The sequence below is a fragment of the Alkalihalobacillus sp. NPDC127517 genome, assembly GCF_050276055.1.
In the GTDB taxonomy this organism is placed as follows: Bacteria; Bacillota; Bacilli; order Bacillales; family Bacillaceae_D; genus Alkalicoccobacillus.
On record NZ_JBNNQX010000011.1, the window covers coordinates 32,797 to 58,990 of the forward strand.

Genomic DNA, 26,194 nt, shown 5'->3' on the forward strand with positions numbered 1-26,194 from the left:
GAAGAAGATCGGGAAGAGAAGGATGATGACACTAAAAAAGGAGTGAGATTCATGAATAAAAGACAGCTCGGCTCTTCTGATTTAAAGATAAGTGAATTAGGTCTTGGAGGAATGTCTTTAGGAACAGACGTAGAAAAAGCCAAATCCATTGTAGATGAAGCCATTGATCGGGGTGTGAATTATATCGATACCGCTGATTTATATGATCAAGGTGAAAACGAAGAAATCATTGGACAAGCGATTAAGTCTCGTCGAAAAGACATCATTCTAGCCACAAAAGGCGGTAATCGCTTTGAAAAAGGAAAAGAAGGCTGGGAATGGGATCCTTCTAAAAAACATATCCAACAAGCAGTAAAGGATAGCTTACGCCGGTTACAAACGGATTATATTGATCTCTATCAACTTCATGGCGGCACCATTGATGACCCCATTGATGAAACAATTGAGGCGTTTGAAGGATTAAAACAAGAAGGCGTTATACGTGAATATGGGATTTCATCCATACGCCCGAATGTCATTCGCGAATATCTTAAAAAGTCTTCTATTGTTAGTATTATGATGCAGTACAGCTTACTTGATCGTCGACCAGAAGAGTGGTTTGACCTATTGTCAAAGCATCAAGTCAGTGTGGTGACAAGAGGTTCCATTGCCAAAGGAATTTTAAGTAAACGACCATTACATGAAAACAAATCTCTATCAGAAAAGGGATACTTAACCTACTCCACCAGTGAGCTTGAAACACTGCAGCAGGAGCTTAAGGAACGCTTCGGAAGCGATCGCTCTCTTGTAGATGTGGCTTTCCATTATAACTTAGCACACACTCCAGTTGCGTCTGTGATTGCAGGAGCAAGCAGCCAGGAACAAGTTCGCGATCAAATCCAAGCCGTTCAAACAGCTCCTCTAACAGTCGAAGAAATCACTTGGCTTAAGTCCGTTACAAAAGCCGATTTGTATGAGCAGCATCGTTATTAGAATAGAGCTTAGGACACAACTCAAAACGAATTGAAAAATGGCGAATGATTCAATGATCGAATCATTCGCCATTACTGTTTTTTCTCGAGACTCTCTATGAAATAGTACGTGGTGAAGACTTTGTAGCGGTGGTTTTCCGCGGATAGACTGAGGCCTTAACCTGCAGGTGGGAGCGTTTCTCCTGCAGCGGATGTATGGCTATGTTCATGTTTTCTTAAGTACTATACAGCTATGGCCCAGGTTTTATCACTGACCGTCAGCGATTTCCCTGACCACACTTTTAAGTTCTGGGACAATGATCTTTTCCATGCCTAGTTTAACGGCAGCTGTTGTGCCTGGTAAGGAGAAGATGGCCTTTCCGTCTCTGACACCTGCAATGGCTCGGCTTGTGATCGCAGCTGTTCCGATTTCTTCACTAAAGCTAATATACCTGAAAATCTCTCCAAACCCTGGCATTTCCTTATCAAGACTATCTCTTACAGCTTCGTATGTTGTATCCTCTATTGCAATTCCAGTGCCTCCACTAATTAATACAACATCCACGTCCGCTCGTGTAGCCGCTACTTTTAGCCATCTTTGAATACTACTATAATCATCTTTACAAATCTGATACTCCGTTACAGCATGTCCTACTTGTTCTAATTGTGCTCTCATCTCTTTACCATTTAAATCGGTTTCATAGGTTCTTGTTGAAGAAACCGTCAAAATCATACATCTCACTACAAGTTTCGATTGAATCACAGTGAAGTGACCTCCTTTAATTGACAGTCTGTCTAGTTTTCTATTATGATTACACAGTGTATAGTTTGTTCGGATACAAGCTGAAATGGAGGAGAATGAATGAACAGGCAAAAGCGATCGTCCAAACCAAATTTTTTATCACTAGCCCGTTCCTTCTCATCTACCAGCGAACGAACAGCTATAGCGAATACAACGATTGAATGTAGTAAACAAATCTACTCTCTTATCCAAGAGGGAAAGATTCAAGAAGAAGAGCTTTGTCATTCTGCAAGAGTCGCTGGTACATTAGCTGCCAAAAATGCAGGACAGTTTATTCCGTACTGTCACTCGCAAACGGCGGATACTCTTCGAATTGAATTCACATGGGATAATCATACTTTGTCGATTCAATCCTTTGTTCAAGCAAAAACATCAACCTCACTTGACACCCTTGCGATGATTGCCGTTTCCACGGCAGCCCTTACAATCTTCGATGTGTGCAAGGAGTTTGATAAAGGCATGGTCATTGGACCTACTTATCTATCTCGTAAAAGCGATGATTCTAAATAATCTCATACAAAACAGCCAGCAGTGATTACTGCTGGCTTAATACATGCAATTAAGCACCTAATATTTTTAAGGATTCACGATTGAAGGCTGGAATGTCATCAGGTGTGCGGCTTGTCACTAGGTTGCCACCACATACAACGACTTCTTCATCCTTCACAGTTGCTCCAGCATTCTCAAGGTCTTTTAAGATTGATGTGAAGCCAGTAACTGTACGTCCTTTTAGAACGTCTGCATTCACTAATAACTGTGGACCATGGCAAATAGCAAAGATTGGCTTACCAGCATCTGCAAACTCTTTTGTGAAAGCAACAAAACGTTCATCAGCACGCAAGATATCAGGAGAAAAGCCTCCTGGTAGAAGAAGCGCATCAAAATCTTGTGGGCTCACTTCAGTAATTGCTTTATCAATCGTTACAGTTTCATCGCCTTGCTTCCCAGTAACTGTTTTTCCACTTTCATTCTCAATTGTTGTAATAGTATGTCCAGCTTCTTTATATGCTTTTACCGGATCAGTGTATTCAACATCCTCAAAGTAATCTGTAATAAGAACTGCTATGTTTTTACCCATCTCTATCACTCCTATTTCTGTTGTTACTAGAAGTGTACCCGGTGCACATAGAGCTAAACTTAAGAATTGACTACAAATAATATTCTTAATTAACTGATATCTATATCATAAATAAAAGAGGCAACCCTTGCTTTAGGTACAAGGGTTGCCTCTTATTTTATTATCGGACTCTAAAAAAGTTCTTTATTTTGGCTAGCATGCCTTTTTGCTCATCAAATGATTGAAGCGGAACGTTCTCCCCTAAAATACGTCTAGCAATGTTACGATAAGCAATGGATGCCTTACTTCCATTATGTAATGCAATTGGTTCGCCTTTATTTGAATACTTGATGACTTCATCATCATCAATGACAATTCCAATTAGCTCGATTGCAAGAATGGCTGCAATTTCATCAACGTCCATCATTTCACCATTTTGCATCATATGCCCTCGAATGCGGTTAACAACAAGTCTTGGCGCCTCAATATCCTCTTTCTCAAGCAATCCAATAATTCTGTCCGCGTCACGCACTGCAGAACGTTCAGGTGTGGTTACAACGATTGCACGATCTGCACCGGAGATGGCATTTTTAAAGCCTTGCTCAATCCCCGCTGGACAATCAATAATGACATAATCGTATTCCTGCTTAAGCTCTTCAATAATCGTTTGCATTTGCGCCGGATCAACAGATGTTTTATCTTTTGTTTGAGCGGCTGGCAATAAAAATAAGCACTCAAAACGTTTATCTTTAATTAACGCTTGCTTTAAACGGCAACGTCCTTCCACAACATCTACTAAATCATAGATAATACGATTCTCAAGACCCATGACAACATCGAGATTACGCAAGCCGATATCTGTATCCACCAGACAGACTTTTTTATTTTGTAAGGCCAATGCGGTACCAACGTTTGCGGATGTGGTTGTTTTTCCTACTCCGCCTTTTCCGCTTGTAATAACAATCGCTTCTCCCACATGTATTCCCCTTTCTCTATAGATCCCTTTACTCCTCGATCAGTTGACTCGTATTAGACGTCAGTTCTGGTCGAACATGTGCTAGCCTCTGTACACGTTCAAGTACAAACTCTGAGGTAGCATCTTTTAAAAATGCGGTTTCCATAAATGTATCTTCATGGTCAATGTCAGCAAAGCTGTAGATTTCAGAAGCAATACGTAGTTGAACAGGTGCCATTAACGACGCAGTTATGACTGACTGACGATTCCCTTCATACCCCGCATGAGCAATTCCCTTTAACGCTCCTAGAACATGGATACTGCCTGTTGCCATCAGTGTTCCGCCCGGATTAATATCACCAACTAGAAGCACATCTCCACGTACCTTTAACACTTGTCCTGAACGAACAATACGCGTAAGTGTTAAAAACTGACTCTCTTGTTGTCGTCTTTCTGCTTCTTCAATGGATATAACCGTAGACTCAATGGCTTCAATTGTTAAACCCCGATCTTCTGTAATGACACTTCTCAGTTCTGCTTCCGACTCGTCGGATAAATACCTGCGACCAACATCTACGCGTACACTTACACCAGGACCTTCTTTTTGCTGGTAGTAATTTGAATTGAGCTTTTCCTTCAATTCTTCAAGTAAACGATCATATGCACAATGCTCGTCCAGTAAAAAGACAAGACCATCCTTAGTACCTTTGATCGTCACGAATTGTTTTTTTTGCGTCACCTTCTATTCACCTCAGACACTCTCGTTGCAAACGATGTTCAGATTTTGACTGTTTTAATCGAATTGTGCTCAGAACCCCTCACTACATTCGCCATCGTCTATGAATTGTCCTTTATTTCAGGCGTAAGAATTAACGTTGACGAAGGTCTGCTTGGTGATTCACATGCATACAAAGCTTACGAACAGGAAAAATGGCTAGTATCGCAAAAGCTAGGTTAAACAGAATTGTCGGCAGCAAGCGATCCTTCGCAAATTGTCCAGCTGACCAATCTGATACGCCAAGCATTTGGATAATGCTATATTGATAGTATTCAAAAAAGAGTATGGCTACACTCGATAATACGATTGGAACAATGATACTGTCTTGAATTCTTTTTGTAGAGAATGCAAACAGGTATCCAATGAACCCAAGTCCAAATGCATAGATCCCCAAAAATTCTGTATACACAATATCATAGATACCCCCGAATATTAAACCAAGGATCAGGCTTTCTTTACGCCCAATAAAAATACCTATAAATACAATGACAACAATTAAGAAGCGGGGAACCATGACGGCATCCATCTGCAGGAAATTAGCGACCGCATTAGGGACAATGGTTCCTTCAATAACGAGTAAGAACAGCAATAAGGCTGCAGGGTAGTAACGGCTCACACTTATTCCTCCTCTTCGAGTAAAGAAGGATCCATAGCTTCCGTTCCACGTTCTACAACATATAAATAGCTAAACGCAGAGAAGTCTGCCTCAGGCTTTACATAAGCTGTTTGAGAAAGACCATACTCATCAAGTTCTACTTCTTCTATTTCACCAAGAATCAATCCAGCCGGATACACGTCACCAAGTCCTGATGTTGTGACAATTTGTTCAGGCTCGATATCTGCTTCAACATCAATTTTACGTAAGATTAGTAGGTTTCGATCCTCATCATATCCTTCAATAAAACCATAGCCAGGAATGTCTTCTCCATCCATAATTTGCGCAGATACTTGGTTAGAAGGATCGTTATCAGATAAAAGCTGGACATACGAAGTGAATTTGGACGTTTGTTTCACTTTTCCAACAAGTCCTCCGTTTGAATCAACGACCGCCATATCAGCAGCAATATTATGATCTTCACCTAAGTTAATTCCGACATATTGTGTCCAACGATCCGGGTTCCGGTGAATAACCGTTGCCGGTCGTTTCACATAATCATTTAACGTATCCTGCAAATCAAGCATGTCCTGCAAGGTTTCGTTTTCATTCGCTAACTGATTCCGCTCAACCGAGATTTGTGCATACTCATCTAACCTTGATTTAAGTAATTGATTTTCTTCGTAGATGTCTTTAATGTCTCGAACATTCTCAATAAACCCGCCAATGGCATGAGCTGGTGTGGAGAAAAGATTTTGAACCCACCCAACTGAGTCCCGAACAAGCTGCTCCGGACCCGTTGTATTTTCTCTACCACTAGTTGAATAACCAATTAAAGCAACCAATATAATTAAACTCACAAGTAAAATAATTAATTTCTTATTTGAAAAAAACGATGGCACTTAGATCACCCACTTACGATTTCCGATCAGAACGAGACGTTATACCCGCTTTTGAACGAAACAAATGTAAATTCTCTAGAGCACGCCCAGTTCCAATTGCTACACAATCAAGTGGATCTTCTGCAACGATCACTGGCATATTCGTTTCGTCACTTAACACACGATCCAGATTACGTAGCAATGCTCCACCACCTGTTAAGACAATTCCGCGGTCCATAATGTCTGCCGCAAGCTCCGGTGGTGATTGTTCTAACGTATTTTTCACAGCTTCAACAATTGTCGAAACGGTATCTGCTAATGCTTTTGAAATCTCTTCACCAGTCACTGTAATGGTTTTCGGTAAGCCTGATACAAGATCACGACCACGAATGTCCATTTCAATCACTTCTTCAGGAGAATTGGCAGAACCAATTTCAAGCTTTAAGGTTTCTGCGGTACGTTCTCCAATCATCAGGCTGTACGTTTTTTTAACGTATTGAATAATGGCATCGTCCATTTCATCACCGGCAACACGGATGGACTGGCTAGTAACAATTCCTCCAAGAGAAATAATGGCTACCTCCGTTGTTCCCCCACCAATATCTACAACCATACTTCCGGTCGGTTCCCACACAGGCAGGTCAGCACCGATTGCAGCGGCAAACGGTTCTTCTAATGTATAAGCTTCCTTTGCCCCTGCTTGTTTTGTAGCGTCCTCTACTGCGCGTTTTTCAACGGCAGTAATTCCACTCGGTACACAAACCATAACCGATGGCTTACGAGTAAACACAGAACGATTTTTCTGTGCCTGACGGATAAAATATTTAAGCATTGTCGCTGTTGTATCAAAGTCGGCAATAACGCCATCCCTCATCGGACGAATCGCCACAATATTTCCTGGTGTACGACCAATCATATTTTTTGCATCATTTCCGACAGCTTCAATTGAATTTGTATCTGTACGCAATGCAACAACCGATGGCTCTCGCAAAACGATCCCTTTTCCTTTTGTATATACAAGCGTATTCGCTGTTCCTAAGTCAATTCCAATATCTCTTGAAAACCCACCAAACATCTATGTATCTCCCTTCATGACAGATCCGAAATCATAACCTTTATTATATCGAATAACAAAGGAAAAAAATAGCCTAATCTTGCCCCAAGAAAGAATATAAGCCTTTATACTCGGATCAACCCACTTTTTTACTGTACTCTTTACACAATCGGCCCTTATCCTACATGGCCTTGCTCCTTTAAACTGATAAATGTGCGATCTCCTATAATAATGTGGTCGAGTAATTCAATCCCTAAGACGCGCCCTGCCTCGTAGAGCCGTTTTGTTACATCAATGTCTTCCCTGCTAGGGCTTGGATCTCCACTTGGATGATTGTGCAGACAGATGATGGAGGCTGAAGAACGTCTAAGCGCTTCTTTGAAGACCTCTCTTGGATGCACAATACTGGCATTTAAGCTACCTATGAAGACCGTATGACGAAAAATGACCTGATTTTTTGTATTTAAATACAAGCATACAAAGTGTTCCTGCTTTAAAAAGCGCATATCTTCCATGACAAGAGATGAAACATCTTCTGGCGAGCGGATGACATACCGATCCTTTGTTTGTAAAGTATGGATACGTCTACCCAGCTCCATCGCCGCACTTAGTTCAACAGCCTTAGCCAATCCAATCCCATCAATTGAACAAAGCTCTTCAATGGTTGCTTCTTTTAATAAATCAAGACCGTCAAAGTTTGACAATACCTTTCCTGCAAGGTCAATAACTGAATCCTTTTTAGAGCCTGTACGGAGTAAAATGGCGATAATTTCTTGATTTGTTAAGACACTAGCTCCTACTTGTAGCAAACGTTCACGAGGTCTTTCTGTTACGGGGACATCTCGAATGAGGAGTGTCAATTCACGCTCTCCTTTCTAACATGCACGAATTTGAGGGGAATCATGTGTTCATTTCACGTTCTCTTTAGCATTGGGTAAATGGAGAAGGGTTGAAGTCTTCTTGCGGTTTCGGCTACTGGTAATCCCATAACGGAGTAATAATCACCTTTAATTTCTTTGACTAATGTAGCTCCTAGTCCTTGAATTCCGTATGAACCTGCTTTGTCAAACGGTTCTCCAGAATCAATGTATTGTTCGATCTCTTGTTCGGTCAGATCATACATATAGACTTCAGTTTGAGTAAAAAAGGATGTTTTGGTTGTGTCGGAGATGATTGTGACGCCGGTTAATACTTGATGATTTGTGCCAGATAACTGAGTAAGCATGCGTTTTGCTGATTGGCGGTTGGATGGTTTTCCAAGAATGACATCATCAATCACAACAATGGTGTCTGCACCAATAACTACTGCATCTGGATGCAATGTGAAAACTGCTTCAGCCTTCTTTTTAGATAGATGCAATACCGCGTCTTGAGGCGTCCAGTCTGGCTCAAGTCGTTCATCTGTTTCACTTGTTCGAATGCTAAATTGAAAACCAATTTGCTGAAGTAATTCTTTACGTCTTGGGGAGCTTGAGGCCAAAATAAGTGGTTTCATGAAGGGAACACCTCTACAATCTTTTTCCTTTATTGTACAGGCTTCTTATAAGAATACCAAACTCTTATTAAAGGAACAATCTATATTCAGAAAAATGAGACAAAAAGAAGAAAAAGAGAGTCACTATAGACTCCCTTTTTCTTCTTAGAGATACTGATCAAACCACTGACCAATTGCTTCGAGTCGTCTTAAGCGTAAGCTTGGTTTTCCACTTCTTGAAAGCTCGTGGTTAGACTCTGGAAAACGAATAAATGTTGTTATTTTCTCGCGACGCTTAAGAGCGATATATAGCTGCTCTGCTTGCTCGATTGGACAGCGATAGTCTTTTTCACCGTGCAATATGAGTAATGGCGTTTCAATTTGATTAATATAAGCAAGTGGAGAGTGCTTCCAAAGCTTGTCTGTCTCATTTAAGTCTGCTTGGATTTGCCACTCTGTAAAGTAGTAGCCGATGTCGCTTACACCGTAAAAGCTTGTCCAGTTGGAAATGGAACGCTGAGTAACAGCCGCCTTAAAACGATTTGTATGACCGACAATCCAGTTTGTCATAAAGCCACCATAGCTTCCACCTGTGACGCCAAGACGGGTTTCATCGATCCATGGATTCTGTTCAAGAGTATAATCAACAGCTGCCATTATGTCGCGGTAATCGCCACCGCCATAATCGCCGCGAACCGCATTTACAAATTCCTGACCATAACCTAAGCTTCCTCGTGGATTAATGTACAATACGGCAAATCCACGTGCTGTTAACGTTTGGAATTCATGCATGTAGCTATTTGCATACATTGCATGAGGACCACCGTGAATTTCAACAATTAAGGGGTAAGATTCCCCTTCACTAAAGCCAGCTGGTTTCATTAGCCACCCTTGGAGCTCATGTCCTTCTTCGTGTGTAAAACGAATTTCTTCTGCTGGAACCACTTCAAGTTCACTAAGTACTGAATCATTACTTGTGGTGAATCTGGTCACCTCATTTGTTTTTGCCTTTGTAAGGTACAAATCACCAGGATGGTTCGATGTACTAATACCCGCTACCAACGTTTCCCCATCAGGATGCAGCGCAAAGCCATACACATATTGATCTCCTGTTAGAAGGGCAACTCTTGTCCCATCTACACTCACTTGGTACACATCAACATTTCCATTAAAAGAAACGAGTAATGAGATGGCCTGACTATCTTGACTCCAAACTAGGCCTGGATCCACTGTGTTTTGCAAGAAATCTGCGGCTACAACTGGCCCTAGTTGAACATCCCAATCTGCTGTTAGCTTCGTCCATGTCGTCGTTGCAAGTTCTAACAAATAAATCTCAAAATGAGTCGCATTCTCATACGCTCTTTCATGAGCACGCATCGCAATATATTCTCCATCTGGAGAAACACTCGCATCACTAATCACATGTGTTTGATCTGTTAATTGAACCTGTTCTTTTGTTTCAACCGAAATAATCAATAAATCATTGGTAAACACAAAATCTGTATCCTTTTGATTCACAGACGTAACCAGTACTTGCTGACTATCACTCATCCAGTCAAGTAGTGTATAAGAGACCTCACCCGTTGTTAACTGAGTATGTTTATTTGACTGAACATCAACTGTAAATACATGCGTGTATTCACCTTTCCAAAATCCGCTTGCATCTGATTTATATTTCATTTTGTTCACAACTAACGGTTCAAGCTGATCGTCTTCTTTCTCTTCTTCAGGAGCCTGAACACTAGAATACGCAATTTGCGTTCCATCAGGAGACCATTTAAAATCAGTAATTCCCTTCTTTTCATCAGTCAGCTGCTTTGGCTCACCCCAACTACCTACTAGAAATAATTGCGGTGTTCCTGAGCGGTTTGAGATAAATGCAAGAATCTCTTCTTTCGGTGACCATTGTGGTGACCGGTTCACATGTCCACCTTGCGTCAGTTGCACAGATGTTTGTGGGTCTGTGAGAGTTGTTTTCATTAACTCTGCTGCATACGTGTTTTTCTCGTTATGTAAAGTTGTTTCTACGTAGACCAATTGCTCACCATTAGAAGAAAGCGCAGGTGACGTCACACTGCGCAGTTGCAGAAGATCTTCAGGTGTGATGACTCGTTTACTCATTCCAACACGTCCTTTTTCTCGAAATGTTCACACTACTAGAATAACAGGTTCTCACTCTTTCGACAAAAATCAGTTACTCGTTTTCGCTTAAATCTTCCATACTAATCTTATAGACTGACATCGCTTCTAAAATGAGCTGTTGTGCCTTCCAAACATCTTCTGTTTCAGCCTGAAGGAGCTGACTTGATTCAGCAAGCTTTGCCATCACGGTTTGCGCAGAAGCCTTTACTTCATCCGTTGCCGATTCCATCATGGGATCGCGTTGATTTTCAAGCTGAGTTAAATGCTGTGTTAATGTCGTCATTTCTGCTTCCCCGTATGGAGTTTCGCCTAAATTCCTTGCTGATGCCTCCGCAACCTCTGCCAAATAAAGTCCAGCTTGATCAAACCATTTAGTAACCTCTGTCTGCTCACCCGTTGGTGCAGCTACTTCATATTTCTTTACAAACGCATCATGCCCTGCTTTTTTATACAATTCAACTAATTGAATGGCTTCTTCTTTTGTACCAGCAGCAGCAATGTATAACAGCTCTGCGTCTCCTCCAGACTCAATGGTTACCGGGTATCCATCTTGTTTAAACGTTTCTGATACTTGTTTACTTGCCCCGCTTGTTGAGAAAGCACCACCTTGAATCACATATAATTCCGTTTCAGATAGTTGTGTAGCGGACTCGTCTACCGGAGCGATAGGAGTCGTTGACACTTCCGTAGCCCCTCCACTTGGATCATGTGTGGTGTCACCATTTGTAACGGTGAGTGTGACAAAGCCTAAGCTTATTCCGATCAGTATCGCTGACGCAACTGCGGCTACCAGTGCCCATGGAAGAGCTCTTCCTTTTTGATAGAATGAAGTGAAGCTCTGTTTTTTTATACTAGGTTTCTTTTTTGTAGAATCAGCTTTCTTCGTTTCATCCCAAAGAAAAATCTCTCGGTTCTCTTCATTCGTAGGGAATGCAGATGGACTCTTCTCTATTACATGATCTGGTTCTGGAAACACCCATTCCGTTTCAGGTTTCTTCTTTTTTGGCTGTGGATTATGCTTGTCCCTTAAATCTGTCCTTGTCCCATCTTTTGAAAACTGAAAGGAAATGGACTTCTTCTTCTCTTCCATCACAGCTTCCTCCTTTTGCCTTCTTTACCTGATAGCTATGAAAGAAAGTAGATTCATAGAACCAAAAAAGAAGCGTTCCAGTTGGAAGCTTCTTTTTAAGATCATCTTGGATAGAGTGGGTCGGTTTTCTCCGAGTGATCGGGATACGTGCGATATGGCGCAGATGGCTCCATCGTCTCTGCTAAGCTTGGATAGTAAAAGGAAGACACCATCACATAAAAGCCAAAGCTCTCCGTCTCTACCTCTTCTTCCACTCCCGCATCCTGCATTTCCTTATAACTTTCATAGGAAATCGAATCAACAGATAAGATTCGTGAATAATGTTCTAATTCTTGAACGAACTTTGCAATGCCGTCGTATTCCGACGTACGTACTTGAACAAGGGCTTGGATTGGTTCTACATTTGGAATGGTCCAATCGATCATGAGTTCAGGGTCTACGATAGGCTCAGCAACCTCAGGCTCTTCTTCCTCCCCAGGTTCAAGCTCAATCGTCATTTCTTCCTCTGTTGGTTCCTCTACCTCATTAAAAGTAATGACTCGATTAGACTCTGGAAAGCTCTGATTCCCTTGATAATTTACCTGTTCAATGTGTACATCAGCTATCGCTTCAGCTTGAGAGAGCGCAAAAATTACATCGTCTTCAAGTGGGACAACTGGTAGCTTTTGCTGAAGAACAGCACTAGGCAAAACAGAAGTATCATCCGCTAGAACCTGCTCTTGATTTTGAGCCGCTGCAAGCTCAATTTGAGCAACAGACACATCCGTTTTAGCTTGAAGGAGGCTCGCTTGTGCAGGTTTTATAAATTGCCAATAGCTTAAAAAGCAACCAACAAAAACGAGTCCAATGATCATGAAAAGGATGACCCATCTTCTTTTTGTCATATAGATCCTCACGGTTGCTCCACCTCCTCATCCACATTAACGTCTTGTAAATTCATGGACAACTCATAGCTTGCCTCATAACGTGGTAAGGTGCGGGAATCGTCACTACTAGCCCCTTCTTCCTCATCCACAGCTTGTTCTGCAACTGCCTCCGTACCGATCTCACCCATACGAACCGCATCAACATATGGACTTTGAGATAGTTCGTGATAGTATTGAGCCGCTTCCTGCATTTGATCGAAGCTTACCGTTATTTCTAGCAAACCGTCTCGTTGGTAAAAGTAGCGAACAAAAAAACCGCGCTCAGGCAGAAGGCGAATGAGCTCTTCGGTAAATTTCGAGGTCTCCACACGGTAGGTTTCAAGCTGAGTAATCGCTTCTTGTAGCTCTTGTTCAGGTGTTTGATCTGCTGCAAGTGTTCCAGCCGCAGCCTCAAGTTCAACTTTTTGCAGTTGAAGTTCCGCAACCTCGTTCACCGCATCCGTCCGTTCGCGTTCAAGCTTACTATAGTAGAAGAGAAACGCAAACACGGCAATCAGAATCAAAATGATTGTACCTATTCCCATCGCAAAAGGCGTCACATCTCGTTTATATCGCTCTGGTAAAAGGTTAATTTCTTGAGGTTGTTGCATTAGCGTACCTCTTTTCTCAGCATTAAGCCAAGGGCGTCATAATACCTTGCTGGTACATAGGTGTCAGTAAATTCAAGCTGAGAGATCACCTTCATGGATTGAAAAAACAGTGTGCATTCCTCAACAATGACATTCATGGCGATCATATCTCCGCTAACTAACATCTTTTCAATCGTTACCTCGCCTTTTAAAACGGAGTATTGATAGAAACTAATGACCTTTTCTACCTCTACTAAAACGGTTTGAATTTCTTCTTTTAATGCATCTGCATCTAGCTTCCAATGAAGCTCGTTGTTACGAATCTCCCATCGTTCCTCATCGTAAGAAAGTGGCCACGTACGAGAGAAAAGCGGTTTGCCACTGGCTAAAATCGTAATATTCACAAGCGACACATCAAATTGAACCGAAATCGAAACAGGATGGTCATTTAGAAGTCCTTGTTCTGTAAATAATCGGTAACTGCAGGCTGATGTTAAGTCCGCAGCATTAGGCTGCCATCCCATTTGCTCTATTAACTGGACATACTCATTCATGACATTTTCTTTTGAGACATATAAAAGCAATTCCTTCGTTTCTTCATTCTCACGAAGCTTTTGATAATCAAATAAAGGATCTTCAAAAGGCAGCACAAGTGTATCTCCCGCATCTATGTAAAGCTGCCCTTTTATTTCCTCATCGGGTACGGTTGCCGCTACTTCATGACGGCGGATAAGAAGTTGACTATCAGGAACACATAATTGGACGAGACTGTTTTTCTTACATTCCCATTCACTCTGCTGTGATTCAAGAATGCGCTTAATGCCCTCATTATCAACGATTTTACCACGGTGAATCAGGCCCGGTGGAAGGAACACTTCTCCAAATGTTTGAATCGTTTTTAAATCGGCCCGTTTACTACCAACATACCGAATCACATGGTCTTTAAACACAAGTGCATGTCTCTGTTGTTTTCTACCACTAAATATCCCCATACCCGATTCTCCTATATCTATTTAATATTCAATCGATTACCACATCATAAAGCGTTCGGTATACCACTGGATTAAATCCACTCCAAAAAAATAAGCAGTTAACGCACCTGCCGCAATAAACGGTCCAAATGGAATGGGTTGTCCACGTTTCACTTTATTCATACGCTTTGCAATAAGTCCTACAATCGCCCCATAAGTTGATGCTAAAAACAACGTAAGCAGAACAAGCTTCCAGCCAAGAACAAGTCCAAGTACCGCAAACAATTTAATATCGCCACCGCCCATTCCGCCTCGACTGACTATAGCAATCAATAAAAGAAGCGAAAAGCCGATCACAGCACCTGCAAATGGATCCCACCATGTGGAAAGCGGTGCAAAAAACAAGCGAACAGCAACAAGAGGAACCGCAAAAAAGAGCAGGATCTTGTCTGGAATTAGCATATAACGCATATCACTCACAAAGATAATGGCAAGCATCGAAACAAAAAGCAAAGCCACAACGGTTTCTGCAGTCCACCCAAACCAATAGAAAGAAAAAGCAAACAAAAAGCCTGTTATTAATTCTGTGGAAGGATATAAAAACGAGATCTTTGTATCACATGTCCGGCACGACCCACGTTGAATTACGAAGGATAACACTGGAATCAGCTCGCGTGCTTCAAGTGTACGATCACACTTCGTGCAATGAGAGCGAGGTGTTACTACCGATTCACCGACAGGTACCCGGAGTCCTACCACATTGTAAAAAGAGCCAAACACTAAACCAACAAGCGCCAAATACGCTACAATGATGCCATCGATCATGCATTCACCTCGATTGATAGTATTAGTCTGAATATCATGAAACCTTATACCTATAAGGATATCTGTTTTTAATTGGAAGTTCAATTGGGTATAAGAAATTTTGTTTGAGCTAGATCGCCGCAACAGGAGGATCCTTCGCTTTCCGCGGACACGGCTTTAGCCTCATCCGTGGAAGAACGCCACTCCTGAGTCTTCAGACACGTGTTTTTCCGCAGGAGTCTACGGTCCTCCTTCCGCTAGATTGCGTGGAACGTAAACGACGAACGATCCGGGGATCGTTCGTCGTAATAATTAATTTATCGTAACGGCTTTTCTTCCTTCTCCATCACCTTTACCTCTAAGTTGTGTAATGGTTTTGTTTTCAATAAATTTATCTAGTGTGACTGTATAAATTTTATTGTTATTCTCAGTAGTTATTTTAACAGTACCAGTTCCATATTTCCCACCTTTTCCAGGAATGTCTGGATTCTCTATCAATCCTGCTTCAACCAATTGTGATAGTGAATATTCTTTACCATCGCCTACGTTTGTAGCTACTGCTGTTTTTGTTGCATTAACCATCTGCTCAGCATTCGCAATATGCGCGTCTTTTCTCGTGTTATCAATAATCGCTCCAATACTCGGAATTGCAATTGCTGCGATAATTCCTAGGATCACAACGACTGCTAGTAACTCAATAAGAGTTAGGCCTTTCTGGTTTTTCAAATGCTTTTGTAGTAATGTTTTCATGTTTGTCCGCCTCCACTTTATATAGGTTTTGTTAATAAACAACAAAAAACCGACCTTGCATGTCTAATAGACGATGCCGGCCGGTTGCACTAGTAGCTCCAATCTATCCAAGTGCCCAGATACAGATAGATTTTCAACGCTTTCCGAGTTGTATGTATGTGTAGGTATTTGTTGTTTATTTGATATTCTTAGATTATCCTATCCGAATCTATTTGTCTAGTACTTTTTTACCCTATAGTTGTAAATATTTTAAACATTGGAACCATAATAGCTAGGACAATCGTTCCTACTATCCCTGCCAATAGGATGATCATGGTCGGCTCAATTAAAGCTTTAATTTGATCGGTTGCTGCTTCTACCTCAGCTTCATAGAATTCAGCTGCTTTCTCAAGCATGGCATCAAGTGATCCTGACTTCTCTCCTACACTTATCATTTGTGTCACAAGCGGAGGAAAGGCCCAATGTGCTTCAAGTGGTGCAGAAAGTGTATTTCCTGATTGCAACGATTTTCTCGCATCGTTTAGAACATGAGCAATGACCTGATTCTCCGCTACTTTTTCAACAATCGTTAAGGCTTGAAGCACAGGCACAGAGCTTTGAAATAAGGCCCCAAGAGTCTGTGTAACTCGTGCGAGCTCTGACTTTTGTAGTAATGCACCGAATATTGGTAAGCGCAGTAAAAAGGTATCAAATAAGATACGAGTTTTTGGATTCTTGCGCCCGGACTTCCATCCTAATACAGCGAGGACCCCTAGTAACGGAACGGTCCACCAAAAGACAAGCGCCAAATCGCCAGCTGCCATTACAAATTTAGTAATAGCGGGCAAATCACCGCCAAAGCTTGCAAACATACTAGCAAAGGTCGGCACAACAAAGACTAACAAAAAGATAATAATAGCAATGGCGACAACCGCTACAAATAATGGGTAAGTTAATGTAGCTAGCACTTTTTGTCTCAGACGATGTTGTTTTTCATAGTAGCTTGCTAAACGATCCAGGATATCGTCCAATCGTCCACCTGCTTCACCGGCCTTAACCATATTTACAAACAAGGGTGGAAACAGATCTCCTTGTTTGGCAGAGGCTGTTGATAATGATTTCCCTGCTCTTACATCCTCTTCAACAAGCGTTAATGCGACTTGCAGTGGCTTACTTGAAGTTTGTTTCTTTAATACATTAATTGTTTCAATAACAGGAACACCCGCTTTAAGCAAGGTAGAGAACTGCCTCAAAAACAATACAAAGTCCTTTGATTTCACTTTCGGCTTCAACAATTGAATGTCTTGATACAAGCCTTGCTGTAATTCCTCAATGGCTGTTACTGAAATTCGTTTTTCTTTTAAAAGCTCGATGGCCGCAGTCTCATCGTTTGCTTGCGTTTTGCCTTTTACCGGCTTTCCAAAAGGGTCTCTTCCTGTATACGAAAAAGTCGCCATTAACTCACATTCCCCTTTGAATAAATTGATAGGACCTCATGACTCAGCACTTCTTGCTTTACAAGCTCTGCCATCGACGTATCCATCGTCATCATGCCTTCAGCTCTGCTCGTTTGAATTACATTTTGGATCTGGTGGATCTTTTCATTTCGAATAAGATTTTTCACTGCTGAATTATTTATTAAAATTTCAGTAGCTGCTCGGCGTCCTTTATGATCAGCTGTTCGAAATAGACGTTGCGAAATGACGGCGTGCAACACAGAAGCAAGTTGAATACGAACCTGTGCCTGCTGTGCAGGTGGAAACACATCAATAATTCGGTCAATGGTAGACGGAGCGTCTGTTGTATGTAACGTACCAAGAACCAAATGTCCAGTCTCTGCAGCAGTTATCGCTGTTGAAATGGTTTCAAGGTCACGCATTTCTCCGACTAAAATGATGTCAGGGTCTTGTCTCAAACAGCCCTTTAATCCATTCGTAAAGTTTTTCGTATCAAATCCAACCTCACGTTGATTAACAACGGACTTCTGATGGCGATGCAAATATTCAATCGGGTCTTCGAGTGTAATAATATGCTTTGCTTCCGTTCGATTCACTTGATCAATCATCGCCGCAAGTGTTGTTGATTTCCCACTGCCTGTTGGACCCGTCACAAGAACTAACCCTTGAGGCTGCTGCACAATCTCTTTTAAAATCGGTGGCATGTTTAGCTCATCCAACTTAGGGATCGTTGTAGGAATGACTCGTATGGCCATTCCGATACAAGAGCGTTGAAAATAAGCGTTAATTCGAAATCTAGACACTCTAGGAATTCCAAAGGAAAAATCCAACTCTCCCTTTGTTTCAAATTCACTCATCAAATCCTGTGGAATAATTGCTTCTGCCATCTGTCTTGTATCATCTGGTGTCAGCTTGTCCTCTCCATAAGGTGCAAGCTCCCCGTTCACTCTGAATATAGGTGCCGTTCCAACGGTCAAATGGATATCTGAAGCACCCTTTGTAAAAGCGGTTGAAAGTAACGCTTCAAGTTTTTCTTTCATCTCGTAACGCTCCTCCTAATGATGTAATGTCACGTGAAGTACTTCTTCTAAGGTCGTTAAGCCTTGTTTAACCTTTAACAGTCCATCATCTAATAAAAAAATCATTCCGTTATTCGTCGCGTATTCATGAATATTTTGGAGTGTTTCTTTGTTCATAAGCAGCTGACGGATTGTTTCATCAATCATTAGCATTTCATGAACGGCAATCCTTCCTAAGTAGCCTGTATCACCACAATGACTACAGCCCTCACCTCGGTATAGCTGTGTGACATTCATTCCACGCTTTTCAAATTGCTCACGCTCCAATTCGTTTGGAGCATGCGTTTGTCTGCAGGTCGGACAAATTCGACGAACAAGTCGCTGACCAACCACACCTGATAATCCAGAAGCGACTAAATACGGCTCAATGCCCATCTCTGTTAACCGGGGAATGGCTGCAATCGCACTATTCGTATGAAGTGTACTTAAAACCAAATGTCCTGTTAACGATGCCCGAACTGCAATTTCCGCGGTTTCGGTATCGCGAATTTCCCCGATCATCACGATGTTTGGATCTTGTCTCAGGATGGCACGAAGTCCTTTTGCAAAGGTTAAGCCTACCTGGCTGTTTACCTGAACCTGGTTAATGCCGTTAATGTGATACTCCACCGGGTCTTCTACCGTCACAATATTTACTTGATCTGTATTTAAATGATGCAAACCCGCATATAACGTAGACGTTTTCCCGGAACCTGTTGGCCCTGTTAACAGAATGAGTCCGGATGGGTTCTCAAGCATTGAACGGAACATTTTTTCATGAACTTGATTCAGCCCTAAAGAGCTTAAATCTGTGCGTTCACTTAAGCCAGCCAGCAACCGGATTACAATCTTTTCACCAAAGATAGTCGGTAAAGTCGAAATCCTCATGTCTACATGCTCCGAACCTACTAACACCTTTATCCGACCATCCTGTGGAAGGCGGTTTTCAGTAATATTTAATTCACCCATAATTTTAATCCGAGCCGTGAGCGCACTTAAAATGGTTGATGAATAGGTACGCTCAGTACGCAAAATACCATCGATCCGGTAACGAACCATAAATGTTTCTTCTAGCGGATCAATATGAATATCACTGGCTCGCTGATTTAACCCATGCTGCAGGAGCTGATCCACTAACTTAATAATTGGAGCATCCTGTTCACTTGCAGCAGGCTCTTCCTTAGTTACGGGTTCTATTTTTGCCGTCTCATCTTCAATTAACGAATCATTAATTTGATAGTAGCGCTCGATCGCTTCGATTACTTCAGCTCGAACCGCAATCTGCGGCTCTACTTGAAAGCCAGTGATCATTTGTATATCATCAATGGCGAAATAATCAAGTGGATCAGCCATGGCTATCTGCAAGAGGTCCGCTTGCTTACTAATTGGAATTAAGGTATATTTTTTGGCGATCTCTTCTGGTATGAGTTTTAACACTTGCGTATCCACAGCTGTTCGATATAAATTCACGTGTGTAATCCCAAGCTGAGTTTCCAAGGCTTTAATGAGTTCGTGTTCAGTAATTAATTCTCTTTCAAGAAGTGCATCTCCTAATCGTTGACCAGAGCGTTTTTCTTGTAAGGCTAATTGAACCTGATCATCGGTTAGGTAACCTGCCTCAACTAATAAGTCTCCTATTTTCTTTTTAACTCTCATCTTTCTGCTCCTCATCCGTTGGTTCGGTTTCCCCTTTTACTGGATCTTTATCATCCTCTGGTTGTTCTGTTGGTAAAGGTTGAGTCTGCATAGAGTTAGTAGGTTCAGGAGAATGCTCCTGAGGGTTCTCAATCACATTAGGTGTTGATTGCCCTTCTGGTAGGTCAATAATGACTGGCTGCAGATCTTGATCAATAAGCGGCTCTGGTTCTGGCTCAAGGAGCGCATACACGCTGCGTTCCTCGATATCTGGCTTTGCTGCTACATAATCTCTGGCAAGAAGTAGCATGTCTATTTCTACCTGATTAGCTCCAACTTCCTTACGATATAAAGTTGCTGCAGAGCCTTGCTTACCATTTTCAATGAGCTGAGAATTTCCGGCACGACGCTTCTTCGAGTACTGAATTTCAAGACGAGGCTGAATCGTTTCTTGATCTTCAACAACAAGTTCATATTCATGTAGATACGGTGTCCCAATCAGTTCAACAATTAATCCATCATTTGAAAAGGTTGTATGTAGTTCTAACGTTGCGTAATTAGGATTGAAAAAGATTAAATTACGATGTTCTTCATTCACCGATGCACTAAATCCAATGTCGGTTGCATAAGGCAACTTGCTTGGGCTGTGATGCTCAATCAGGTCAAGGTTTGATTTCGCCATAACTTGATACATGGCTGAAGCAAACAGATCAAGACTTTCCCCTCCAACCACAACCTGATTCATTTCCGCAAGAGCATCTTTTAACGAAAAGGTTTGTCTTGGTTCAAGAACATAGCCGTCTAATGCTTGCGCCCATTGTTGCAAGAGCGTCGATTCCAAGTATGGTTTGTATACATTAGCCAGTACCGATTGCTCGTCCATCAACTCGTCAATATAAGGGGCAAGATGTATGGATACAGGTATAGTCTGTTGTTCATTTACTTGACGCTCAATATCCTCTTTTAATCTCGGAATATCTACCAAACCTTGTAATTCAGCAGATTCAATCTGCCCGATCGCTTCTGTTAAGAGAGTAACGTCAATCGTGGCATCCTGTTCGACACGTTCAGGTATGTCTACATTTAATTCAGGCATACGTAACTGCAGTGCGTCACCTGGAAGCAAAACGTTTGAATCATATAAATATAACTCGATTGTCTGATTGTTTCTTCTCTCATCCATCTGCTTCATAAGTTCTACTTGCGCTTCATCGGGTGAGAGTCCGCCTACTTCCACTCCTGAAATCATTGTTCCCATTTGATATTCATTTGCTAATGCTTTCATATCTATAAACCGACCAACATACAAGCTCGCAACAAACAAACAAGTCATAAGCGACACGATTAGGCCAATTTTAAAAAAAGATTTCATCTTTTATCCATTACTCCTCTATTTGAATTCGTCTGCGGCGACCCGTCATTAATTCTTCGGATTCATCCGTTTCTACTTCTGTTAATGCTTGTTTTCGTATAAGAACCGGTTCGGGCACCTCTTCGTTTACAACCGGAATGATTGAACTTGCAACGATATCTGTCGGTTCTTCCGTTATCGCTACTTCTGAAAAAGCTGACTCTCTTTGTGGGAACACCCATTCAAAGCTTGTATCCTCTTGCTCTCTTTCAAGACGTGCTGCAAGAATCAAACTTGCTAGAATGAGCAAAACAACGGATAGAGTGATAGTTAGTAGTAAGGAAAATAATAGATAGGATGCAGCAGCCGCCATGGAAATCCCTACAGAAGCCCCAATGATCATTAGCTTTAACTTAATCGATAGTTGAAGTGATTTTAAAAGCACAAATACCAAACTAATAACAAGAATTGCTCCCATAAAAAAAGAGAGTGTATAAACCATACACATTCACCAGCCTTTTTAGACTACATAACAATTTTATTGATTGATCTTCATAATTATTTAGATACAGGTAGATCAGACTTATTGTATAATAAAGTAAAAGTTTTGGATACATATGATTAGGAATATTTTTTCACGACAGGAGTCGGTGATATGAGTAGAAATGAAAAAGGGTTAACCTTAATAGAATTACTTGCCTCGATGGTGATTCTATCAATCTTTGCCATCGGTTTTGCAACTATGCTTATGAACGGTATAAAGGCAAATGAACGAAACCAGATTGTGATGGAAGCTACACTTGTCGCGCAGTCTGAGATAGAAAGTATGCGTTTAAATAAAGAAGCAAATTTCTGCAAAAAGAATACTAGTATTAAAGACGGATTCTCTGTAAATCGTACTGTACAAGCAGACCAGCAGTTATGTCATGTAACAGTAAAGGTTGATTATTCAAGCTTACTCACAGACCCAGTTCTACTTGAAACCGAACTAAACATTCCAAAGGCGGTCAGTACACGATGAAACTCACCCTTCAAAACCAAAAAGGAGCAGCACTTCCCGTGGTACTTGGGATTATCGTTGTTGGAACATTAGTCGGACTTGGATTGCTCGGCTTTCTTTTTAATGAGATTAGTAAAAGCCAAACAGTGACTGAAACCATTCAAGCAAAATATGCAGCAGAGGCAGGAGCCGAAACATTGCTAAGTGTGATCGAGCATAAACCGGCGGAGCTTATTGATATTCAGAAGAAGAGTTGTTCAGCGGATAAGGTTTCTTCTAAAAAGATTAATGGCTATGATCTAGTGCTTAAGTGCTCAATGACCGAAAAAAACATCAAATTAACTAGCACGGCAAGCGGAGAACAATCTCATATCACAACTGTCACTTTAGACGTAATAAAAACGTCCCCTCTTGAACTTGAGGTGAGCTCATGGGAATAAAAGATCGATTAAAAAATGATAAAGGTCTTACCCTCATAGAGGTTTTAGCTAGTGTTGTGATACTTATAATTATTCTTGGAATTGGTATGGCTGCTCTTGCGCAAAGTACTACATTAACTAGCAAAGTCCAAGGAGAATCTCAGGATCGACAGGATATGCAGGTGGGACTGCTGGAGCTTACGAATGCTGTGCAGTCGGCAAAGGATATTAAAAAAGGTGCAGATGAATATAACTTTGAAATCATCGACTCGGATAATATTACAAGCAAATACAGGCTAGTGAACGGTCAGTTGAATGCTGATTCTAAAGATGGTCATACGCCAATAGAAGGAATTCAGAAAATGACCATTCAAGAAGGAAAAGGAATTACGTTAGAGATTGAGGATTTAGAAGAGCCTGTGGTGCTTGCGACTAGGGGTAATATTACGATTGACACCGGATTAAAAGAAAAAGAAGAATGGGAATTAAGAGATGCGGATGTTATTTGTAGGAACGGTGTTTTTGAATACAATCGATATCCTCAATTTGGTGAAATATCTAAGATAAAAAAATGGGGTCAACATGATACGATTCAGTGCGATAAGAAAAACGGAATCCTCACATTTTATGATCAGAGTCAAATTAACCTTACAAATGGTGATATACGAATTGATACTAACAAGATTGTCTTTAAATATGATACCGATTTTTCGTTAAGTAATGGCAATGTTTATTTACCATACACTCAAATTATCGACGCTTCTAATCAAAATGATATAAATATACCAAATGGCAAGCTCTATGTTGGTGGAGAGGTAAAACTTGATTTTAACAGTCATTTAATTACAGGTGACGATATTACAATCAACGGAAATTTAGTATTACCTAATGTTAAGAACACTGTGGCATCAGGAGGAAACTTATTTGTTACTGGTGATGCCATACTAGGACAGAACCTTAATCTAACCGTTGCCAAAGACTTTATCATTCAGGGCAAACTAGATTATTCTGTCAGCTCTATTAGTAATGTCAAAATATCAGGAGATTTAAAAGTTGTAAAAGATGCTACTTTTGGATTCAGTTACTCCCATACTTTAGGTGGAAATATAAGAATTGGAGGTCAATTAAACATTAATAATTCCTCTAAGGTATCTTCAAAAGGAGATATATATGTGGATAAAGATACTAAAATCGATTACAAAGGGAAGATTGAAAGCGGAGGAACATTATACCTTAATGGTAGTGTAACAAATGCGAATGAGGTTGAATTAAAAAGCAAGAATGATTTAATTATTAATGGTAGTTTAAATAACCCCTATCAAAATGTTCTCGATAGCGGAAAAAATATATATATAAATGGCTATGCAAAGATTGGTCAGAACTCTACTGTTAAATCAAATAACACTTTTGTTATTTACGATGAAATGATCTTAGGACAGGATGTTAAATTCACTAGTGGTGATTCGATATATATAAAGGGTCGTTTGCAAACAGGTAGAAACGTTAAATTAACTACAAATAAAAACCTGTATGTGGCTAACTCGTTAGTTGTAGAGCCACTAGCAAAGATTGACACCTTAAATGATTCTTTTATTAATGGATCTATAATGTTTCCTAGTAACCAAGGTGACATACAGGGAGCTTATTTTCATACTGGTGAAACACTCACATGGACAGGGAAAACGTCAGGCTCACTCACTGAAAATGGAAGGGCTTTGATAAAGTCAAAAAAGGAAGCTAGAGTTTCGTCAATAGATATAACACCAACACTTCCAAAATTTCCATTATACTAGATGTCAATTATTAAAACAAAAGAAGGAGTTCCTCATAAATAAGGAACTCCTTCTTTCACACTAAATTAAATTTCTTTGATTCACTATCCTTCAAATAGCCCCGCACCTCCGAAATAAAATACAGAGATCCTGTAAGTAAGATCATTTCATCCTTATTCCAATTGCTCATCAACTCATCCAGCGCCACTTTCCAGTCCCCATTCACCGAAGCCGAGATCCCCTCTGGCGTCTGTTCATGTAATTCGTTTGGTTCGGCTGCTCTAAAAAAGTCGAAGCTTGTCCATGTAATGTGTATATCTGTATTAATAAATGGTGCGAGCAGTTTGTTGACGTCTTTTTCTTTAGTCATTCCTGCAAGCATATTAATTTTATAGGTTGGATAATGATTTGCGAGTGTTATGGCTAATGCCTTCATACCCTCTTCGTTATGTGCGCCATCGGCAATCACAAGTGGCTGATCTGAGAGTTGTTCAAACCTGCCTGGCCAAATGGTGTCAGCTAATCCCTTTTTGCAGGCGTCATCTGAGATATGGTAATGGCTGTGTTCTCTCAGATAGAACATCGCCATTAGGGCCACACTGGCGTTTTCTAGTTGATGTTCGCCCCTCATTGTTGTTTTTAAATGAGTCAGCCTGCCAAGTGGTGAATCAAAGGTAAAGCTTTGTCCATTTTGATTTAGTTTGATTGCTGTTTTATAAAAGTCTTCACCTAGCTGAAAGAATGATGTATCTCGTTCAATAGCCGTTTCTTTTAAAACAGCTTGTGCATCTAGGTTTGAGACTGCTGATAGAACAGGAGTCCCTTTCTTGATAATTCCCGCTTTTTCGGCAGCAATTTCTTCTATCGTTGATCCAAGGATGTGCATATGGTCATGACCAATCGAAGTAATAATTGATAATAGCGGTTTAATCACATTCGTTGAATCAAGCCTCCCCCCAAGACCTACTTCAACAAGAACAATGTCCGGCTTCGCTACATTAGCAAAATGCTCAAACATGATGGCTGTGATCACTTCAAATTCTGTGGGTGATTCAAGCTCTGTTTGTGCCAGTTCTTCCACAAGCGGTCGCACTTTGTTCGCAGCAGTGATCAACTCTTCTTCTGATATTGGGTTCCCATTCATTGATATGCGTTCTTCAAAGCATTCCATATACGGAGATGTAAATGTCCCAACTTGGTATCCGCTTGCTTCAAGCATATGACGCATAAAGCTAACCGTGGATCCTTTTCCATTTGTTCCAGCTACATGAATCATATTTAATTTGGATTCTGGATTTCCTAATCGCTCTAGCATCCAGTCCATTCTTTTTAAGCCGGGTTTAATCCCAAAAGGTAACAGACTGTGAATCCAATTAATCGTCTCGTCTCTTGTATTCATGTTCACTCCCCCACTCTGTATCCCTGTCTACTGACTACATTATAGCGAGGAATCGATGTGAAATACAATATGTCTAAAGAGGTAGAAACAAATTGTTAGAAATTCTTCTTGTTCTTGTCATTAAAGTTTCCGTTTCCTACCTAATTTACATGCCAGAATAATCGACGTATGGACAAGAACGCCTATGAGCAAGGAGCTGATTACATCTCCTGTTAGGAATGCTAGAAGATAGACAAAAATTCCTGTTCCAATTAACACCAGAGTTAACCAAGCAATCATAGTACTCATCTTGCTCCTCCTTGTTCATTATTTGATGATGAATATTC

The 26,194-nt window shown here is 40.9% G+C and carries 28 protein-coding genes and 1 riboswitch; of the genes, 5 read left to right on the top strand and 23 right to left on the bottom strand.

Features of this window, described 5'->3' with window-relative positions; all coding sequences use genetic code 11:
• Positions 1-51: 51 nt before the first annotated feature.
• A complete protein-coding gene (locus tag ACQKKO_RS15450) occupies positions 52-972 on the top strand; it encodes an aldo/keto reductase (protein WP_498648727.1) in 921 nt (306 codons plus the stop codon).
• Positions 973-1,218: 246 nt separating this feature from the next.
• Here ACQKKO_RS15450 and ACQKKO_RS15455 read toward each other — a convergent pair whose 3' ends face one another.
• Positions 1,219-1,683 (bottom strand): MogA/MoaB family molybdenum cofactor biosynthesis protein, encoded by a 465-nt coding sequence (locus tag ACQKKO_RS15455; RefSeq protein WP_498649019.1) that lies wholly within the window; start codon positions 1,681-1,683, stop codon positions 1,219-1,221.
• Positions 1,684-1,812: 129 nt separating this feature from the next.
• Here ACQKKO_RS15455 and ACQKKO_RS15460 point away from each other — a divergent pair, with 129 nt between their 5' ends.
• Positions 1,813-2,262 (top strand): cyclic pyranopterin monophosphate synthase MoaC, encoded by a 450-nt coding sequence (locus ACQKKO_RS15460; protein ID WP_498648728.1) that lies wholly within the window; start codon positions 1,813-1,815, stop codon positions 2,260-2,262.
• 49 nt (positions 2,263-2,311) lie between these two features.
• Here the strand turns inward: ACQKKO_RS15460 and ACQKKO_RS15465 are convergent, their stop codons facing one another.
• From ACQKKO_RS15465 to ACQKKO_RS15560, 20 genes are all read right to left on the bottom strand, one after another.
• Positions 2,312-2,830, bottom strand: a complete 519-nt coding sequence (locus tag ACQKKO_RS15465) for a type 1 glutamine amidotransferase domain-containing protein (protein ID WP_498648729.1) — start codon at positions 2,828-2,830, stop codon at positions 2,312-2,314.
• A gap of 160 nt (positions 2,831-2,990) precedes the next feature.
• On the bottom strand, positions 2,991-3,785 hold the full coding sequence (gene minD, locus ACQKKO_RS15470; RefSeq protein ID WP_498648730.1) for a septum site-determining protein MinD: 795 nt from the start codon (positions 3,783-3,785) through the stop codon (positions 2,991-2,993).
• A 28-nt stretch (positions 3,786-3,813) separates the two neighbouring features.
• Complete coding sequence (minC, locus tag ACQKKO_RS15475; RefSeq protein ID WP_498648733.1) at positions 3,814-4,503, bottom strand: septum site-determining protein MinC; 690 nt, start codon at positions 4,501-4,503, stop codon at positions 3,814-3,816.
• Positions 4,504-4,633: 130 nt separating this feature from the next.
• On the bottom strand, positions 4,634-5,158 hold the full coding sequence (gene mreD, locus ACQKKO_RS15480) for a rod shape-determining protein MreD (RefSeq protein WP_498648735.1): 525 nt from the start codon (positions 5,156-5,158) through the stop codon (positions 4,634-4,636).
• A 2-nt stretch (positions 5,159-5,160) separates the two neighbouring features.
• A complete protein-coding gene (mreC, locus tag ACQKKO_RS15485; RefSeq protein ID WP_498648737.1) occupies positions 5,161-6,039 on the bottom strand; it encodes a rod shape-determining protein MreC in 879 nt (292 codons plus the stop codon).
• Between the two features lie 13 nt (positions 6,040-6,052).
• A complete protein-coding gene (locus tag ACQKKO_RS15490) occupies positions 6,053-7,093 on the bottom strand; it encodes a rod shape-determining protein (protein WP_498648739.1) in 1,041 nt (346 codons plus the stop codon).
• A 155-nt stretch (positions 7,094-7,248) separates the two neighbouring features.
• Positions 7,249-7,932: a RadC family protein gene (radC, locus tag ACQKKO_RS15495; RefSeq protein ID WP_498648743.1), complete on the bottom strand. Its 684-nt coding sequence runs from the start codon at positions 7,930-7,932 to the stop codon at positions 7,249-7,251.
• Between the two features lie 53 nt (positions 7,933-7,985).
• Complete coding sequence (locus ACQKKO_RS15500; protein WP_498648745.1) at positions 7,986-8,567, bottom strand: Maf family protein; 582 nt, start codon at positions 8,565-8,567, stop codon at positions 7,986-7,988.
• A 144-nt stretch (positions 8,568-8,711) separates the two neighbouring features.
• A complete protein-coding gene (locus ACQKKO_RS15505; protein ID WP_498648747.1) occupies positions 8,712-10,667 on the bottom strand; it encodes a S9 family peptidase in 1,956 nt (651 codons plus the stop codon).
• A 73-nt stretch (positions 10,668-10,740) separates the two neighbouring features.
• Entirely contained in the window at positions 10,741-11,778 is a 1,038-nt protein-coding gene (locus ACQKKO_RS15510; protein WP_498648749.1) for a hypothetical protein, read from the bottom strand.
• 101 nt (positions 11,779-11,879) lie between these two features.
• Complete coding sequence (locus ACQKKO_RS15515) at positions 11,880-12,674, bottom strand: hypothetical protein (protein ID WP_498648750.1); 795 nt, start codon at positions 12,672-12,674, stop codon at positions 11,880-11,882.
• On the bottom strand, positions 12,671-13,294 hold the full coding sequence (locus ACQKKO_RS15520; protein WP_498648752.1) for a hypothetical protein: 624 nt from the start codon (positions 13,292-13,294) through the stop codon (positions 12,671-12,673). The genes ACQKKO_RS15515 and ACQKKO_RS15520 overlap by 4 nt, the downstream gene beginning before the upstream one ends.
• Positions 13,294-14,265, bottom strand: coding sequence for a type IV pilus biogenesis protein PilM (gene pilM / locus ACQKKO_RS15525; RefSeq protein WP_498648753.1), 972 nt, complete (start codon positions 14,263-14,265; stop codon positions 13,294-13,296). Before pilM ends, ACQKKO_RS15520 begins: the two co-directional genes overlap by 1 nt.
• 36 nt (positions 14,266-14,301) lie before the next feature.
• Positions 14,302-15,069: a prepilin peptidase gene (locus ACQKKO_RS15530; protein ID WP_498648755.1), complete on the bottom strand. Its 768-nt coding sequence runs from the start codon at positions 15,067-15,069 to the stop codon at positions 14,302-14,304.
• Positions 15,070-15,360: 291 nt separating this feature from the next.
• Positions 15,361-15,798 carry a prepilin-type N-terminal cleavage/methylation domain-containing protein gene (locus ACQKKO_RS15535; RefSeq protein ID WP_498648756.1) on the bottom strand — a complete coding sequence of 146 codons (438 nt, stop codon included), beginning with the start codon at positions 15,796-15,798 and terminating at the stop codon, positions 15,361-15,363.
• A gap of 69 nt (positions 15,799-15,867) precedes the next feature.
• Positions 15,868-15,951, bottom strand: a riboswitch (cyclic di-GMP riboswitch).
• Positions 15,952-16,025: 74 nt separating this feature from the next.
• Entirely contained in the window at positions 16,026-17,234 is a 1,209-nt protein-coding gene (locus ACQKKO_RS15540) for a type II secretion system F family protein (RefSeq protein ID WP_498648757.1), read from the bottom strand.
• Positions 17,234-18,274 carry a type IV pilus twitching motility protein PilT gene (locus ACQKKO_RS15545; protein ID WP_498648759.1) on the bottom strand — a complete coding sequence of 347 codons (1,041 nt, stop codon included), beginning with the start codon at positions 18,272-18,274 and terminating at the stop codon, positions 17,234-17,236. The genes ACQKKO_RS15540 and ACQKKO_RS15545 overlap by 1 nt, the downstream gene beginning before the upstream one ends.
• A gap of 15 nt (positions 18,275-18,289) precedes the next feature.
• Positions 18,290-19,948 carry a GspE/PulE family protein gene (locus ACQKKO_RS15550; RefSeq protein WP_498648761.1) on the bottom strand — a complete coding sequence of 553 codons (1,659 nt, stop codon included), beginning with the start codon at positions 19,946-19,948 and terminating at the stop codon, positions 18,290-18,292.
• Positions 19,938-21,299, bottom strand: coding sequence for a hypothetical protein (locus tag ACQKKO_RS15555; protein WP_498648763.1), 1,362 nt, complete (start codon positions 21,297-21,299; stop codon positions 19,938-19,940). The genes ACQKKO_RS15550 and ACQKKO_RS15555 overlap by 11 nt, the downstream gene beginning before the upstream one ends.
• Before the next feature lie 10 nt (positions 21,300-21,309).
• A complete protein-coding gene (locus ACQKKO_RS15560; RefSeq protein ID WP_498648764.1) occupies positions 21,310-21,780 on the bottom strand; it encodes a hypothetical protein in 471 nt (156 codons plus the stop codon).
• Positions 21,781-21,933: 153 nt separating this feature from the next.
• Here ACQKKO_RS15560 and ACQKKO_RS15565 point away from each other — a divergent pair, with 153 nt between their 5' ends.
• The 3 genes from ACQKKO_RS15565 to ACQKKO_RS15575 are packed head-to-tail and all read left to right on the top strand — an operon-like array spanning position 21,934 to position 24,490.
• The gene (locus ACQKKO_RS15565; protein WP_498648766.1) at positions 21,934-22,299 is read left to right on the top strand and encodes a type IV pilus modification PilV family protein; all 366 of its coding nucleotides are present in this window, start codon (positions 21,934-21,936) and stop codon (positions 22,297-22,299) included.
• On the top strand, positions 22,296-22,718 hold the full coding sequence (locus tag ACQKKO_RS15570) for a hypothetical protein (RefSeq protein WP_498648767.1): 423 nt from the start codon (positions 22,296-22,298) through the stop codon (positions 22,716-22,718). Before ACQKKO_RS15565 ends, ACQKKO_RS15570 begins: the two co-directional genes overlap by 4 nt.
• Positions 22,709-24,490 carry a hypothetical protein gene (locus ACQKKO_RS15575; RefSeq protein WP_498648768.1) on the top strand — a complete coding sequence of 594 codons (1,782 nt, stop codon included), beginning with the start codon at positions 22,709-22,711 and terminating at the stop codon, positions 24,488-24,490. Before ACQKKO_RS15570 ends, ACQKKO_RS15575 begins: the two co-directional genes overlap by 10 nt.
• 55 nt (positions 24,491-24,545) lie before the next feature.
• Here ACQKKO_RS15575 and ACQKKO_RS15580 read toward each other — a convergent pair whose 3' ends face one another.
• The gene (locus tag ACQKKO_RS15580) at positions 24,546-25,868 is read right to left on the bottom strand and encodes a bifunctional folylpolyglutamate synthase/dihydrofolate synthase (protein WP_498648770.1); all 1,323 of its coding nucleotides are present in this window, start codon (positions 25,866-25,868) and stop codon (positions 24,546-24,548) included.
• A gap of 120 nt (positions 25,869-25,988) precedes the next feature.
• Positions 25,989-26,156: a hypothetical protein gene (locus ACQKKO_RS15585; protein ID WP_498648771.1), complete on the bottom strand. Its 168-nt coding sequence runs from the start codon at positions 26,154-26,156 to the stop codon at positions 25,989-25,991.
• Positions 26,157-26,194: the final 38 nt, after the last annotated feature.